This is a genomic window from Halorubrum sp. Hd13, from assembly GCF_002252755.1.
Classification (GTDB): domain Archaea; phylum Halobacteriota; class Halobacteria; order Halobacteriales; family Haloferacaceae; genus Halorubrum.
The window spans coordinates 289-15656 of sequence record NZ_NHOY01000078.1 but is presented as its reverse complement, the minus strand read 5'-3'; the positions used below and the strand labels follow the sequence as shown (position 1 = coordinate 15656).

Sequence of the window (15368 nt, the reverse complement as noted above, 5' to 3'; positions counted from 1 at the left end):
ATGAATGCTCTGTTACCTGCCTTGTCAAATACATATTAGTGTACCGCGAATTAGCCAACCTGATAACACATTGATCAACGCAATTGTATTCTGTTATTTATTTTTATAATGGGTTCTGCTTGGCGGCATTTATTCATGATATCATTGATAGTATAGCATACCTATAAGTGATAATTTCGGAATTATATCTGTCTGATGGAAGAGTCTAGATATCACCCTACACTGGTAGGTTATCTTTGATCGTTGTCCGGAAGCGTGAAGAGATCACTAATAACGTCGCGAAATACACTGTTGCGCCAAGTCCGACTAGGACGAGTACAGTGACAATGTTGATCCCAATCAGTGAGTGGGTTTCCTCTAAAGACAATCCGATAAACACGACTACTCCCATCAGACCCGCAGCAACCCATTGTTTAGCGATCTCTTGAGTTGGTACAGAAAATCCAATCTGTGACGAGAGTAATACATAGGCTACTCCGAGACTTATCGCGACCGATGCTGCCGTTGCAGCGGCTGCACCGAAGATATTGTAGAATGGAATAACACTCACATTTAAAATTACATTACCGATGATAAACACAGCATTGACACGAAACGATAGATCCGGCCTGTCAATCGCATTTAAAGTAGTTGTGAACTGACGTTGGTACCCCTGAATGAGTGTTGCTATAATAAGTACGGAGAGAACAACCGCACCTTGAGAGAACTCACTACCATACACTCGGAGCAACCGTTCGCCAAGGACTGTTGCACCTACGAAGCCGGGAATCAGAATTAGTCCTGCAAAGGCAAGTGCCGTTTCAAACAGATCGCTGACTTGTTCTTGATCATTGTCGGCTGACAGCGAACTCATCTCGGGAAAGAGAGTCTGACTCAATGATCCACCAAAAAGTATCAGAAACACCGCAATGTTCCAAGCTGCGGTGTAGATGCCAACAAGTGATGTCGACACAAAGAACCCAAGAATAGACACGTCCACCCAATTGAACGCTCGGCTACGGAGAGATCCAATCCACGAAAACTTCGCATACGAGAGGATGTTCCGAAAATGAGAGCGGCGTGGAAGCGATATTTGATCGAAATTTCGCACGACAATATATGTTCCAAGTACCGCAACAAGCGCATATCCGACGGTGTACCCAGCGAATAATCCAACAAGGCCCAGCCCTGCAAATAGAGTGGTAATCTGCACTACACTCCGTGTTCCGGTGCGAATTGGATTGAATATCCCAGAGATGTGAACTAGCTGTTGGCCTTTTAATACGGCGTTGACAAGTGTCTGTGCAATATTCGCGAATAGCAACAAGACGACAAAATTAGCGGCGGGATAGCCGACATAGTTGTTGACTGGCTCTCTAAAAACGAGCACACAACCCGCAACGAGAATAAACAGACCAGTGCTAATTGATACACCAGCAATCGTGTGTGCGCTCTGTGACTCGCCTTCGCTGACTCGTTTTGTGACCGCGCCAGGGACTCCAAATTTCGTCGCTATTCCGAGCCACGCAATCATCGAGAGCACCAGGTAATACGTACCGAGACCGCTGGATCCAAGTATTCGTCCGATAAACACCGTCGAAACAAATCCGAGTACAGAAGCTAAAAACCGCGACGCGAAATGGACAAGAGATGTCTGACCTAGACGCATAGAAATACAAGCGGAAAAGAGAGGTATAAGAGCATCTTTTTACTCTATTCTAGTTAGACAATCTGTTGTAAGATCCCCAGTCGCAATCGGAACCAGTAGTTCAAATAACCAAATCGTGGTTAATTACGTCTTGTATCCGAGTTCATGGAGTCGCTGTTCGATTTCGTCATCAATTGCGTTGTCCTCTCGCCCTATGTTTGCCGGTGAAAATTCGTCCATCACCGAATCGATGTAGTCTCTATCACCGGATTTGACATTTTGCCGAACGACTGGACTGTACCGCACATGGTCCTCACGGCGAACAGCGTCAACGAGTATCTGCTCGTCCCGCATTCGACATACAGCATGCCATGGTCCGAAATACGGTTCTCGATCGGCGGCCGGTATCGGGAGTTCATTGCCAGGTTCTTCGACGCGATATGAACTCGTGATCGCCTCCCCGGTTTCCGATACGAACGACCCAGTGTTTCCGTTGACTGTCTCTCGAACGACTGTCGGAAAACGGGTCAGCGTCGCTGGTTCGGTAACGGTCTCGTTAGATGTCGATCCTGGTGGCTTCACGAGAAGCGGCACGTGTGCAACCTCGTCGCCAATACCCCAACTATGGTCGATTAATCTCACTTTACTGTTGAGGAGGCTGTACTCGCCGAATCCCTCCCCATGGTCGCTCGTGATGACGACGAGTGTCTCGTCGAGTTCCCCCTCATTCTCCAGTTCTGTGAGGAAGTCACCAACATAATCATCAACTTGCCTAATGCAATCATCATATATGTTTTCTGTGGCCTCAAGTTCCCAGAAGGGCCGGTCTCCGAGATATTGGGCCGTCAGCGGGCCCCCCATTGCTTTCTGGTGAAGCTTCTCAAGCGAGCTGCCGCCCCATTGACTGTAACGCTCTTGGGGCAGGTACGGATAGTGTGCGTCCATGAGATTAACACAGGCTGCCCATGGTCCGTCAGCTGAGTCACGCCATGTCTGAAACGCATCAAGATACTCACCAGCGTGTTCTTGCATAGGATCATGGGCTGAGATCGATCGCCCAAATTCTCTATAAATCCCATTGATGATGGCTTTAACAGGCGAGTCACTTTGAGCAGCGGCTACGAGATACTCTCCGTAGCTTGTGTTCCCATCAACCTGACTAGGGCCGAGCGCCTCCGGAAATACTAATTTTTGACGTTTGGGTCCAACGACCGTCTCGAAAAACGATGCAAGATTGGAGGATTCTGCGACAATGGCGTTGGGCGTAAACAAGCCAGTGCGGTACCCTTCACCTGTGAGTTCCTCCCAAATCGTATGTCCAGATTCAATTTGTGCGGTGTGAGATGTCGCCTGATGTTGAGCAACTTCTAAACCAGTAAAAATGCTTATATGACTTGAGATGCTGTGTATCCCTGGAGATCGTGCGTTCAAATAGGTGGTCGATTGTTTGGAGAACGCATCTAACTCTGGTGTTGTTTCTCGTTGATACCCCAAGTGACTGACGTTTTTAGCACGAACGCTATCAAGGACTAATAAAAGAATGTTCGGCTTATCCATGAGTACAAGTCCACATAGATATTTATGTAAACTTCGGTGAGGCAGAGGAATGATGATTTCGGTACCAATATTTATCCAGAATGAATGTCTCCGGCAATGACGATTAGTTTTCGAAAATGGGTGTCACAGAGCTATGCTAACCTCCGGGATACCAAGAAACCACTAATATCACGCCTGCTGCGACCTATTTACTATGTATATATTGCATTCCTGTTGAGCATTACTAAACGGTGGCCATGGGGTACAAACGTGTATAACCGGGACTGGGACGCGTTGATTATCCTTGACGCCTGTCGCGTGGATGCACTTCGCGAAGTTGAAAATGAGTACGAATTTCTGACCGCCGATGATTCAATAACGTCTGTTGGAAGTACATCCTTTGAATGGATGAATCACACATTTGATGAGACATATCGAAGTGAAATCGAACAGACAGCATATATATCTGGTAATACCTATACTGAGCGTGTTCTTACGCAGAATGGGGATACTGGCCACGCAGCCGCCCCATTCGGCCCATCAGAGTACGACGTGGTGAACCCAGCTTCATTTGGATATATCGAAGAACTGTGGCGTGCTCAATTCGATGACGATTCAGAGTGGTCAATTTGCGGTGAAGTTGGCTCACGCGTTCATCCAAGATACACGACGGATAGAGCGATTGCTGCTGGCCGCGCACAACCAACAAAACAGCTCATCGTACACTACATGTACCCACATGACCCGTATCCACTCGCGACAGATGAGGATCTGTTTCAACCATTTGATTCTCTTCGGTCGGGTGAGATAACCCGTGGCGCTGCATGGACTGCATATCTGACCAATCTCAGATTTGTTTTGGATGAGGTGGAACGATTACTAGAGAATTTGGACGCGGAAAAGGTGGCGATTACAGCCGATCATGGTGAAGCGTTCGGGGAGTACGGCTTTTATCGGCATGTGATTGGCTGTCCACTTCCATGCATGCGGAAGGTTCCTTGGGCGGAAACTTCTGCAACTGATGAAAAGACATACACTTCGTATGCTCCCGATCCTGAATCGACAACTGAATCAACATCTGCGGAGAAACGGCTTGAGGACTTAGGATATCTCTAGGCTACTTTAATCTGTCAGTCAGTAGTGAGAACGTCACGTAGTGTCGCTTCTAATTCTTTCGCATCCACGCGGATATCTAGCCCGGCCTGTTCACACTGCAGATAGCGATACTCGTGGCTCATACTTTCAGCAAGGCGATCGAACGTTGCCATTGTCTTATCACCAAACAGCTCTATGACTGTCAGATCCGATCCGTACAGAATATTTGTTAACCCCGCTCCGTGTGGCCCCACGACAACCTCAGCGTCACTAAATAACGAAATTTGTTCTTTAACACTCAGCTCTCCAAGTAGGTACGTGTCGATATTATACCGGTCGAACACCTGCTGTACAGCGTCTCGGTTCGCAATACGGCGAACAGTTGCATCTTGGCGTGCAACAAACACACGTTGATTCTGTTCGCCGCTAGTTGTCACCTGCTCTCGCATTCGATCTTGAATCCACGCACATTCCTGTGGGATCGGATCGGGGAATGTCGGCACAACCAACTTCTCAACGTCTACTACTCCGGATTTGAGACCTGCGATATCTCCCGTGTAATTGATCAGTTCAAGTGATTCATCAATCCAAGACGGACGCTTATTTGGAACAAGGAGGGTCGGATACGTTCCCGTCCGGTCACCGTATTGCTCAAGCAGTCTCACTCGGAGAAGACACTCAACACTCCAGTGATAGTAGTTGTTCCAAGGTGAGACCGCGTGAGCCGCGACATCGATCTTATCTGTATAGGTTGCTTCCCCTTGGAGAGCATTAAGCGTTGGCCGGATCCCATTCTTAGATATAGACTGGGCTAGTGAAACGCCTGTTCGCCTTGAAACAAGAGGTGGAGAACCCACCGTATCCGCAATCACAGTTCCTTCTTTTGTGAGTCCTGGCCCAACTGGTCCAAGGATCGTAGCGTCGTCAAAATCGCACACGAACCGGTCACCTGCGACGTACTGCTTCGGTTGGTCCGCTCCCCGAAACCCAGCTTCCCCCTTGTACCGCATTGATCCATCAAACTGACCAAACGATAGACACCGATCGGTTCCGTATATGTCGTTTCGTGTGAGAATATTTATATTTTGTTTAAGAAAATTTTTGTACATGATTCTAAAAAGAAATAAATCCTGGATTAGAACATTATGACCCTCATGAATGAGTTCTTTTGCCCCGTCTTTGGTGAATTTGCGAACTGAACGGGCTGGAATCTGTCCGATTTCCATGTTACTTCTATTGAGGCCCAGGAGGATTTTAATGACTGGGGATTGTGAGCGGTTTGTCGCCATATTCTTCAATGCGTTACTATACCGTCTGAGCGACTGCGTCACTCGGGACCAGCAGACCGGGGCGATGTTGTTTTGATCGCCCCTCAAAATGTTAATCACACATATCTGAATACAATGCGAATTAAAGAAATTCTGAGGCTACTTCAATGTATTTAAATCACTTACACAACGGAGTTAAGATAAACAGTTCACTATGCCCTCGCACTCTGTTTCGATAGTCATTCCAGTTTACAACGATCCAGTCGGGATTCGAAATACACTAGCGTCGATTAGCTCGTTGCGGGGATTTCATGATCTCACTGTTTTCGTAGTGGATAACGGGTCGACTGACCACACCCGTGAAGTTATTCAAGACTATACTAATGAGTATCAAAATATTCACCTTCTCGTCGAAGATGAAATTCAGGGATCATACGCCGCTCGCAACGTAGGTATCGAACATACCAAGAGCGACATCATTGCGTTTCTTGATGCTAATGAAACTATCGACAATGACTGGTTTGAGACCGCATTAGATGCCATGCAGCGTCAAAACGCGGACTACCTCGGTTGCAATGTAGAACTAACACTCCCAACAGACACGCTTGTCGGTCGGTACGATGTCCGGACGGGATTTCCAGTAGAGTGGTATCTCCGGGAGGAGCATTACGCACCGACATGTGCGCTGGTTGTCCGGCGCTATGTTTTTGATGATATCGGACAGTTTGATGCAAGACTCACCTCAGGCGGTGATCGAGAGTTTGGCGAACGAGTCTTCGAGGCAGGTTACACACAAGGATACGCCGCAGATGCTACCGTATTCCATCCTGCTCGAACCTCGGTCAAATCACTCGGGAAAAAGAACTTCCGCGTAGGCCGCGGTTTTACCCAGAAGCAACGGTATTACCCAGATCGCTTCGGCCGTCCCGGACTTCCTCCAACCCCAACGAGACCGAGTGGGAATGATGCAGAGGAGTCTCCAATCTCAGTGTTTACTCGCATAGTGTTCTTTTTTCTATCTGTTGCCATGCTTGCAACTCGTGGACTGGGCTATTACTACGAGTTTTTGTTCGGCACCAAACGTAACCTCCGTGCCCCTACGCGTTAGCCTGTTCCACCAAATTCGGAGTCAGCGTCGCGTAAATATATCCTAACCCAACCGCTGCGGTGAACGCGGCGATAGCCCCCAACTGTAATACTACCGCTGTCGAGGGTGATAGGAGTAACCCTTTCAGCCGCCGTAGCACCCGATCAGCTACTAACCACTTCAGATAGTCGCCCTTGGCATCGGGTGCCTGCGGATACAGGAGGTCCATCACGCGCTTCGAGTAGCCCTGCCAAAACGATCGGAACAACAGCCACCGGAACTCCCCACGGTATTCGAACAGTGTGTGATGCACCACGGCATCCTCAGCGTACACCATCCCCTGTCCGAATTCCTCGATCAGACGAATGCCGACCGGTGCTTCGTGCGCCTGTAAGTGTTTGTCGCCCTTCCGGCCCGTGTTCGGGTCGTACCCGCCCACTTCCAAAAATTTCTCACGACGGTATGAGATGTTCGACCCGTAAGTGTTCCGAACCTCCTCGCCGTCCTCGGCAAACTCCGGCTCAACACAGCCGACGAGCCAGTAGAACTCTTCGGGGAAAAAAGCGGGTTGCTCGCCTTTCCAATTCGGACGGACGTCGCCGCCGACCGCAATCGCATCTGTGTCCTCATACACCTCGACGAGTTTCGCGATCCAGTCTTCCTCGGCTACCCCGTCGTCGTCGATGAACGCGACAATTTCGCCTGACGCCAGCTCCGCGCCCCGCGTCCGACTGTATGAGATCCCCCGATTCTCGTCGTTGTCGTAAATGACGACGTTCTCATAGTCACCGAAATCCTCGACCGCCCGCTCGTACACCTCGGGGTTGCCGTCGATCACGAGCACGACCTCGATCGGGTCGTACGTCTGCGCGAGTGCGCTCTCGACGGCCTCCGTGAAGACGTCGTAGCGGTCCATCGTGTACGTGCAGACGACGACGGAGACCTTCATTGTCGCCGAATTTTCTCCCCGGATCAATAAGGGTTCTGAACCCGCCGCCGGGCGGTATATAACAAGTCTTATGGACGTTTTGGTAGTGGCATCGTGTAATGAGCGAGCAAACCGACGCCGTCAGGGACCACGAGAGATCACCCTTCGAGGTCCTCCAACGGTGGTACCACGTCCCCGTCCTCCTCGGGGCCGTGGTGTTCATGCTATGGACTCGTCTTCGATCGTACGGTAACTTCATACAGAACGGCGAGGTGTACTTCCGCGGCAACGACGCGTGGTACCACTTACGCGAGACCAGTTACCTCCTCGAGAACTGGCCGAACAGCCTCCCCTTCGACGTCTGGACTGGCTTCCCCGTCGGCCGGTCGGCCGGGCAGTTCGGCACGCTGTGGGACCACATCATGGCGGTCAGCGTCTGGATCGCCCGGCCGATCATGGGCAGCACCGAGGAAGTCATGCTCATCATGGCCCCCATCGCGGGTGCACTCGTCGCGATCCCGACCTACTTCATCGCGCGCCGGTTCGTCGACCGATTCGCCGCGGCCGCCGCCGTCGTCGTCCTCGCGCTCCTGCCGGGCACCTTCTTCAGCTACAGTCTCGTCGGCTTCCCGGACCACAGTGCGGCCGAAGTGCTCTTCCAGAGTCTCGCCGTCCTCGCGTTCCTCGTCGCCTTCGCGGTCGCCGAGCGCGAGGCGCCTGTCTGGGAACTCGTCGTCGATCGCGACTGGGACGCGCTGAAGCGTCCGACCGCGTACGCGGCCGCCGCGGGCGTCGCACTAGGCCTTTATATGTGGACGTGGCAGCCGGGCGTCCTCATGGTCGGGTTTACCGGCGTCTTCCTCGCGATCAAGATAACCAGCGATGTGTACCACGGTACCACGCCCGAACCGATCGCCTTTACCGGTGCCGTCGCGATGGGCGTCACCGGCCTGATGCAACTGATCCCACTCGACAACTTCTCGTTCGGCGTCACCAGCTACTCGCTCACGCAGGTCGTCCTCCCGATCGGCGTTGCCCTCGGCGCCGTCTTCCTCGCGTGGCTCGCTCGCCAGTGGGAGTCTCGCGAACTCGGGGTCGACACCTATCCGCCGGCCGTCGGCGGTCTCATCCTCGCGTCCGCGGGCGTCATCTGGCTGGCGCTTCCCTCTCTCTGGCGAACGATCACCGGCAATCTCCTGAACTTCGTCGGCTTCAGCGCAAGCGCTAACCTCCGTACCATCGGTGAGGGCCAACCGCCACTTCAGGAGGCCGCCTTCTCCGACTTCGTCCTCTCGCAGTACGGCTTCGCGTTCTTCCTCGCGCTCGCCGCGGTGCTCTACATCGTCGCCCGCCCGCTGTACCGCTCCGACGACAGCACCCACACCCTCTACATCCCGGCCGCGCTCGCCGTGGTCGGCTCTGTCTACGCGGTCCCCCAGCTCTACGACGCGGTCGGGAGCGTCGTCGGCGTGAGCTGGCAGGTCGTCGGCCTCGTCATCGCCGCGGCTCTCCTCGTCGGCGCGACGTTCCTCGTCGAGTACGACGCCGAGGAGCTGTACTTCGTCGTGTGGGCGGCGTTCATCGGGAGCGCCGCGTTCACGCAGACCCGCTTCAACTACTACCTCGCGGTGATCGTCGCGGTCGGCGCGGCGTACTTCCTGCAGGTCGCGCTCGACGCGATCAGCCTCCGGTCGCTTGACGACGTCCGCGACGTCGAGGGCTGGCAGGCGATGGTCGCGATCGCCTTAGTCGTCGTCCTGATCGTCCCGCTCGTCGCGATGGCGACCCCCGTGTGGGCCGCCGGCGCCAACACCGGTCCCGGGGGCGTCACGCAGTGGGACGGGAGCCTCCAGTGGATGAACGACGAGACGCCGACGCCCGGCGAGCTCGAGGGCGCGGACAACCCCATGGAGCTGTACGGCACCTACGAGCGCCCGGCCGACGGCGACTTCGAGTATCCGGAGGGCGCGTACGGCGTGCAGTCGTGGTGGGACTACGGTCACTGGATCACCACCCGCGCGGAGCGCATTCCGAACGCGAATCCGTTCCAGCAGAACGCGGGCGAAGCCGCGGATTACCTCCTCGCGCCGAGTGAGGAGGCGGCCCGCGAGGTGCTCGCCAGCCAGAGCACGGAGGGCGAACACACCCGCTACGTGATGGTCGACTGGCAGATGGCCTCGCCGAACTCCAAGTTCGGCGCGCCGGTCACGTTCTACTCGGGCAACGAGACGCGCTCCGACTTCAACCGCGTGCTCTACCAGCAGACCGAGCAGGGCGGCTTCCGGACGGTGATGCAGGTGAACACTCAGCGCTACCACGAGAGCCAGATGATCCGGCTGTACGAGCACTACGGTAGCGCGGTCGACCCCGAGCCCGTGGTTGTCGACTGGGAGACGCGGACCGCCGAGACACGGAGCGGCGGGCAGGTCGAGGTGAACACGCTCCCGGCCGATCCGACAGCCACGGTGCGGCAGTTCGACAACATGACCGCGGCGCGCGAGTACGTCGAGCAGGACGGAAGCGCGCAGATCGGGGGCGTCGGCGACCTCCCCTCCGAGCGCGTCGCCGCGCTCGAACACCACCGGCTCGTCCACGCCTCGCAGGCGCAGGGACAGTCGCCCTCGGCGCTGCAGGTCCGTGTCCTCCAGCAGCTCGTCCCCGAGGGGACCAGCGTCGAGGACATTCTCGGCGAGTCCTTCCTCGCGGCGTTCCAGGACGACTACGTGAAGACGTTCGAACGCGTCCCCGGCGCGACGATCGAGGGCTCGGGCGCCGAGCCCGGTCAGGAGGTCGAGGCGACCGTCGAGATGCGGAAGCCCGCAGGAGGGACCTTCGAGTACACGCAGTACGCCGAGGCCGATTCGAACGGCGAGTTCGCGTTCACGGTGCCGTACTCGTCGACCGGGTACGACGAGTTCGGCCCGGAGAACGGCTACACGAACACCAGCGTCCGCGCGACGGGCGCGTACACCATCACCACCGCGCAGACGACCGGCGACGACCTGTACACCACGCAGCGCGTCGGGCAGGTCGAGGTGACCGAGGGGCAGGTCGTCGGCGCGGACGACGCCGCGGCGACGGTCGAGCTCGAAGAGGAGATAATCGACTGCCCGAGCGGCGACCCCGACTGTCCGGTCGACGGGAGCGGCTCCGACGGCGGCGACGGATCGAGCAACGAGAGCGCGACGGTCGCGCCCGCGACGCCGGTCGGGGCGGACGCTGTCGCCGAGGCGACCGTCGGCATCGGCGCGAGCCCGTAACCAGCGATGGCCGGCCTTCGAGAGTGGGCGACGCTGTACCTGAAGGGCGTCGCGATGGGGAGCGCCGACGCGGTCCCCGGCGTCTCCGGCGGCACCATCGCGCTCATCGTCGGCATCTACGAGCGCCTGATCGCGGCCGTGACCGCGGTCGACCCGTCTCGAATTCGACGCGTGCTCGCCGGCGTCCGACCCGCCAATATCCCGGACGCCCGCGCCGCGTTCCACGAGATCGACGGCGCCTTCCTGCTCGTGCTCGGCGCGGGGATCGGCACGGCCGTCGTCACCGTGTTGAGCGGCGTCAACTACCTGCTCGCGACGCGGCCGGTCGCGACGTACGGCTTCTTCTTCGGGCTGATCGCGGCGAGCGCGGCGGTGTTGCTCCGCGGCGTCACGCTCGACACGCCCCGGCGGCAGGCGGCGGCGGTCGCGGGCTTCCTCCTTGCCTTTCTCGCCTCGGGCGTCGCCTCGGCCGGCCTCGGCAGCTCGCTGCCGCTCGTCTTCGTCGCCGGCGCGGTCGCGGTCAGCGCGATGGTGCTCCCGGGCATCTCGGGGTCGCTCCTCCTGATCGTGCTCGGCCAGTACGAGTACATGTCTGGGACCGTGAGCCGGGCCGTCGACGGGCTCGCCGCGTTCCTGACCGGGAACGGGAGCGACGCGCTCGTCGAGACGCTCCCGCCGGTCCTGACGTTTCTCCTCGGCGGGGTCGTCGGGCTGTTCACCATCGCGCACACGGTCAGGTACGCGCTCGCCCGCGCTCGAGCCGCCACGCTCGCGTTCCTCGTGAGCCTCGTCGTCGGCGCGCTCCGGGCGCCGCTTCTCGAGGTCTCGACTCGACTCGCCGAGAGCGGGGAGTCGTGGCAGGGGGCGGCGCCGCGGTTCGCGCTCGCGGCGCTCGTCGGCGCGGCGTTCGTGTTCGTGCTCGACCGGTACTCCGCGGCGATCGAGTACTGACCCCGGCCGGACGCGGCCGGTGCGCACTCGGTGGCTTGAAATCGACGCCGGCCGAAGCCGCGAGCGATGCGAACTCGCCGAACCCTGTTGGCGTCGGGCGTCGCCGGACTGGCGGGCGTCGCCGGCTGCGTCGCGTCCCCGTCGGGCGGACGTAACGACGAGGCCGGGGGACGCGAGGACCCGAACGCCGCCGACGTCGACGCGCGGCTCGGGTTCGTCGGCGACCTCATGCTCGGGCGCAGCGTGAACGAGCGGTGGGCCGACGACGACCCCGCGGGGGTCTGGGGGCCGACGCTGCCGCGCCTCGCGGAGCTCGACGGGCTCGTCGCCAATCTGGAGTGTTGCGTCTCCGAGCGCGGCACGCGGTGGCCCGACAAGGTGTACTACTTCCGGTCGGATCCCTCGTTCGCCGTGCCGGCGCTGGAGGCCGCCGGCGCCTCGTTCGTCTCGCTCGCGAACAACCACATCCTCGACTTCCGCGAGCCCGCGCTCCGCGACACGCGGACGCACCTCGGCGACGCCGGGATCGCCCACGCCGGTGCCGGGACCGATCTCGGGGCGGCGCTCGAGCCGGCGGTGTTCGAGGCGGGCGACGTCACGGTCGCGGCGTTCGGCCTCACCGACCAGTCCGAGGCGTTCGCTGCGGCTCAAGAAGAGCCCGGCACCGCCTTCGCGACGCTCGATCCCTCGATCCCAGCGACGCGCTCGCTCGTCGAGGGGGTTCTCGAGAGCGCCCGCTCGCACGATCCGGACCTCGTCGTCGCCTCCCTGCACTGGGGCGCGAACTGGGAGACCGAACCGCGGCGGGTCCACGAGCGGTTCGGGCGGTGGCTCGTCGATCGGGGCGTCGACGTCGTCCACGGCCACAGCGCGCACGTCCTCCAGGGCGTCGAGGTGTATCGGGGGCGGCCGATCGTCTACGACGCGGGCGACTTCGTCGACGACTACGTCGACTACGTCGACCGGCAGGGGGTTCACAACAAGCGCAGCGCGCTGTTCGAGCTGGTCGTCCGCGACGGCGACCTCGACGAGCTGTTCGTCGAGCCGACCGCGATCGTCGACGAGGCGGCGACGATCGCGGACCCCGACGTCGCCGAGTGGGTTCGGGAGACCGTCGCGGAGCGCTCCGCGGCGTTCGGGACCGACGTCGAGCGCGTGGCCGGCGGCCTCTCGATCCCGTTGGGCGAGGGATGAACTAGGGCGGCGACGACGGTCACCCGCTGGATAGCTTGAAATGCGCATGACCGCTAGCGGGGATCTGTTCGGTCTGAGCGCGGCGCAGCTGGAAACGATCATGCCGGTCCTCCTGATCGCGATACTGGTGCTCGGCGCCGCGTGCGCGTTGTTCGTGCTGTCGACGGACTCGACCTGAGCGTCCCGCCTCGGCGCGTCCGCCGGGCGTCCGCCGGGCATCCGCCACCGTATCAGACCCCCGGGGTTGGATACGTCAGACCCCGGGTGGGATACGTCAGACCCCCGAGCGGGATACGTCAGGCCAGCCGACCGATCGCGTCGACGATCACGTCGACGCCGACGTCGATCGCGTCCTCGTCGACGTCGAAGTACGCCGTGTGGTGGCCCGAGGGATTGCTCGCGCCGACGCCGAGGTACGTGGCGGTCCCACCCTGGTCCTGCACGCGGCGAATGAGGTAGGAGGCGTCCTCGCTGCCGCCGAACTCCTTCTCGATGATCCGGTCGACGCTCGGCGTCGCCTCCGCCGCGGCCTCGACCACGTCTACCACCGCGTCGTCGTTGCGGAAGGTCGTGGTCTTCCCGTAGAGGCTCGCCTCGACGTCGACGTCGTGCATCGTCGCCGCGCCGTCGACGACCTCGCGGGCCCGCCCGAGCATGTACTCGTTGAGGTCGTGGGTCTCGCCGCGCACCTCGACCCGCATCGTCGCTTCCTCGCAGACCACGTTCTGGGCGTTGTCCGCGCTCACCCTGCCCACGTTGACCCGCGTCGCGCCGTCGCCGTGGCGCGCGATCCCGTAGAGGTTCCCGATCGCCGCGGTCGCCGCCTGCAGCGCGTTCCGCCCGGCGTGCGGCTCGCCGCCCGCGTGGGCGGGCTCCCCGGAGAACGTCACGTCGACCTTCGCGTTCGACAGCGGGGCGTCGTAGCTCGACACGACCGTGCCCGTCGGCTCGTCGAGGCCGACGTGGACGGCGAGCAGGTGGTCGACGTCGTCGAGGTGGCCGCTCTCGGCCATCGGCTTGCCGCCGCGCCCGCCCTCCTCGGCCGACTGGAAGAAGAACTTCAGCGTGCCGTCGAACCCGCTCTCGGCGAACGCCCGGGCCACGCCGACGCCGATCGCGGCGTGCGCGTCGTGGCCGCAGGCGTGCATCTCGCCGGGGTGGACGCTCGCGAACCCCTCCGCGGCCGGGCGGTGGTCGTCGTCCATCGCCTCCTGTCGTTCGAGCGCGTCGATGTCGGTCCGCAGTCCGATCGTCGGGCCGTCGCCGAACTCCCGCGTCGCGATGACCCCGGTGACGTCGCCCATCGCGTCGAGGTACTCCGCCGGCGCGCCGGCCTCCCGAGCGCGCTCCTTGGCCGCGGCGACCTCGTCGGCCGGCGGCACGCCCATCCGCTCGTCCGGCGCGACGGTGTCCTCGCCGACGAGCACGTCGTACCCCAGGCCGTCGAGTTCGGCCGCCAGCAGCGCGGAGGTCCGGAACTCCTTCCAGCCCGCCTCGGCGTGGCGGTGGAGGTCTCGTCTGATCGCTCGCAGCGTCTGCCCCTCGAACGAGTGCAACGCGTCCATACCCGTCACCCTCGCGGGCCGTCGGAAAAAATCACCCGGCGAAGCTGGGTCGCCGTCGCCCCCCATTCGGCCCCATGCCCTGCTGGCGTCCAAACCCTATTGGGGCACAGGGGTCAACGCCGACCGTGACTGACACCAACCGCGAGTGGGTGCTCGCCGAGCGCCCGACCGGCGAGCCCGACGAGGACTGTTTCGAACTGCGGGAGACCGACGTCCCGTCCCCCGCGCCGGGCGAACTCCTCGTTCGCACGCGCTACCTCTCCGTGGACCCGTACATGCGCGGTCGGATGCGCGACGCCGAATCGTACGCCGAGCCGTGGGCGGTCGGCGACCCGCTCAACGGCGGCGTCGTCGGCGAGGTCGTCGAGAGCGAACACGACGCGTACGAGGCGGGCGACCTCGTGACGGGCGAGGGCCGGTGGGCCGACTACGCGGCGCTCGACGCGGCCGACGTTGCCCCGGTCGACCCCGCGGTCGCCGCCCCCGAGGCCTACCTCGGCGCCCTCGGGATGCCGGGGCGGACCGCCTACTTCGGGCTCCTGGAGGTCGGCGAGCCGAAGCCCGGCGACACGGTCGTCGTCTCCGGCGCCGCGGGCGCGGTCGGCTCGGTCGTCGGCCAGATCGCGAAGCGAAACGGCTGCCGCGTCGTCGGCTTCGCCGGTAGCGACGAGAAGACCGACTGGCTCACCGACGACCTCGGCTTCGACGCGGCGATCAACTACGAGACGACCGACGACTACCGCGCCGCGCTGGAGTCGGCCGCGCCGGACGGCGTCGACGTCTACTTCGACAACGTCGGCGGGCCCATCACGGACGCCGTGTTCGCGCAGCTGAACCTCGACGCGCGCGTCGCCGTC

12 protein-coding genes are annotated in these 15368 nt (G+C 60.0%); 7 read left to right on the top strand and 5 right to left on the bottom strand.

Going from position 1 to position 15368, the window contains the following annotated elements:
• Window positions 1–217: 217 nt before the first annotated feature.
• Both DJ81_RS10470 and DJ81_RS10465 read right to left on the bottom strand, forming a co-directional pair.
• Window positions 218–1648 (bottom strand): polysaccharide biosynthesis C-terminal domain-containing protein, encoded by a 1431-nt coding sequence (locus DJ81_RS10470; RefSeq protein ID WP_094589599.1) that lies wholly within the window; start codon window positions 1646–1648, stop codon window positions 218–220.
• A 123-nt stretch (window positions 1649–1771) separates the two neighbouring features.
• Window positions 1772–3184 carry a sulfatase-like hydrolase/transferase gene (locus DJ81_RS10465; RefSeq protein ID WP_094589597.1) on the bottom strand — a complete coding sequence of 471 codons (1413 nt, stop codon included), beginning with the start codon at window positions 3182–3184 and terminating at the stop codon, window positions 1772–1774.
• Window positions 3185–3433: 249 nt separating this feature from the next.
• Between DJ81_RS10465 and DJ81_RS18805 the strand changes: the two genes are divergently transcribed.
• Window positions 3434–4279 (top strand): PglZ domain-containing protein, encoded by an 846-nt coding sequence (locus DJ81_RS18805; protein ID WP_141212567.1) that lies wholly within the window; start codon window positions 3434–3436, stop codon window positions 4277–4279.
• Window positions 4280–4293: 14 nt separating this feature from the next.
• Here the strand turns inward: DJ81_RS18805 and DJ81_RS10455 are convergent, their stop codons facing one another.
• The gene (locus tag DJ81_RS10455) at window positions 4294–5484 is read right to left on the bottom strand and encodes a DUF563 domain-containing protein (protein WP_170938296.1); all 1191 of its coding nucleotides are present in this window, start codon (window positions 5482–5484) and stop codon (window positions 4294–4296) included.
• Between the two features lie 256 nt (window positions 5485–5740).
• Here DJ81_RS10455 and DJ81_RS10450 point away from each other — a divergent pair, with 256 nt between their 5' ends.
• Window positions 5741–6634: a glycosyltransferase family 2 protein gene (locus DJ81_RS10450; protein WP_094589591.1), complete on the top strand. Its 894-nt coding sequence runs from the start codon at window positions 5741–5743 to the stop codon at window positions 6632–6634.
• Here DJ81_RS10450 and aglG read toward each other — a convergent pair.
• Entirely contained in the window at window positions 6624–7562 is a 939-nt protein-coding gene (gene aglG / locus DJ81_RS10445; protein WP_094589589.1) for a glucosyl-dolichyl phosphate glucuronosyltransferase, read from the bottom strand. The genes DJ81_RS10450 and aglG overlap by 11 nt on opposite strands.
• Window positions 7563–7660: 98 nt before the next feature.
• On the opposite strand from aglG, the gene DJ81_RS10440 reads away from it, so the two are divergent.
• The 4 genes from DJ81_RS10440 to DJ81_RS19795 all read left to right on the top strand — a co-directional run bounded on the left by DJ81_RS10440 (window position 7661) and on the right by DJ81_RS19795 (window position 13124).
• Window positions 7661–10801 carry an oligosaccharyl transferase, archaeosortase A system-associated gene (locus DJ81_RS10440; protein WP_094589588.1) on the top strand — a complete coding sequence of 1047 codons (3141 nt, stop codon included), beginning with the start codon at window positions 7661–7663 and terminating at the stop codon, window positions 10799–10801.
• Between the two features lie 6 nt (window positions 10802–10807).
• The gene (locus tag DJ81_RS10435) at window positions 10808–11752 is read left to right on the top strand and encodes a DUF368 domain-containing protein (RefSeq protein WP_094589586.1); all 945 of its coding nucleotides are present in this window, start codon (window positions 10808–10810) and stop codon (window positions 11750–11752) included.
• 66 nt (window positions 11753–11818) lie between these two features.
• On the top strand, window positions 11819–12946 hold the full coding sequence (locus DJ81_RS10430; protein ID WP_094525135.1) for a CapA family protein: 1128 nt from the start codon (window positions 11819–11821) through the stop codon (window positions 12944–12946).
• Window positions 12947–12992: 46 nt separating this feature from the next.
• Window positions 12993–13124: a hypothetical protein gene (locus DJ81_RS19795; RefSeq protein WP_275542429.1), complete on the top strand. Its 132-nt coding sequence runs from the start codon at window positions 12993–12995 to the stop codon at window positions 13122–13124.
• 118 nt (window positions 13125–13242) lie between these two features.
• Here DJ81_RS19795 and DJ81_RS10425 read toward each other — a convergent pair whose 3' ends face one another.
• Window positions 13243–14511 (bottom strand): amidohydrolase, encoded by a 1269-nt coding sequence (locus DJ81_RS10425; RefSeq protein ID WP_094589584.1) that lies wholly within the window; start codon window positions 14509–14511, stop codon window positions 13243–13245.
• Between the two features lie 125 nt (window positions 14512–14636).
• On the opposite strand from DJ81_RS10425, the gene DJ81_RS10420 reads away from it, so the two are divergent.
• Window positions 14637–15368 (top strand): NADP-dependent oxidoreductase (locus DJ81_RS10420; protein WP_094589582.1); only part of this gene is annotated, 732 nt, incomplete at its 3' end.

Coding starts and splice junctions, on each gene's coding strand:
- DJ81_RS10470 (WP_094589599.1), bottom strand. CDS start 1,648: ATGCGTCTAGGTCAGACATCTCTTGTCCATTTCGCGTCGCGGTTTTTA.
- DJ81_RS10465 (WP_094589597.1), bottom strand. CDS start 3,184: ATGGATAAGCCGAACATTCTTTTATTAGTCCTTGATAGCGTTCGTGCT.
- DJ81_RS10455 (WP_170938296.1), bottom strand. CDS start 5,484: ATGGAAATCGGACAGATTCCAGCCCGTTCAGTTCGCAAATTCACCAAA.
- DJ81_RS10450 (WP_094589591.1), top strand. CDS start 5,741: ATGCCCTCGCACTCTGTTTCGATAGTCATTCCAGTTTACAACGATCCA.
- aglG (WP_094589589.1), bottom strand. CDS start 7,562: ATGAAGGTCTCCGTCGTCGTCTGCACGTACACGATGGACCGCTACGAC.
- DJ81_RS10440 (WP_094589588.1), top strand. CDS start 7,661: ATGAGCGAGCAAACCGACGCCGTCAGGGACCACGAGAGATCACCCTTC.
- DJ81_RS10435 (WP_094589586.1), top strand. CDS start 10,808: ATGGCCGGCCTTCGAGAGTGGGCGACGCTGTACCTGAAGGGCGTCGCG.
- DJ81_RS10430 (WP_094525135.1), top strand. CDS start 11,819: ATGCGAACTCGCCGAACCCTGTTGGCGTCGGGCGTCGCCGGACTGGCG.
- DJ81_RS19795 (WP_275542429.1), top strand. CDS start 12,993: ATGACCGCTAGCGGGGATCTGTTCGGTCTGAGCGCGGCGCAGCTGGAA.
- DJ81_RS10425 (WP_094589584.1), bottom strand. CDS start 14,511: ATGGACGCGTTGCACTCGTTCGAGGGGCAGACGCTGCGAGCGATCAGA.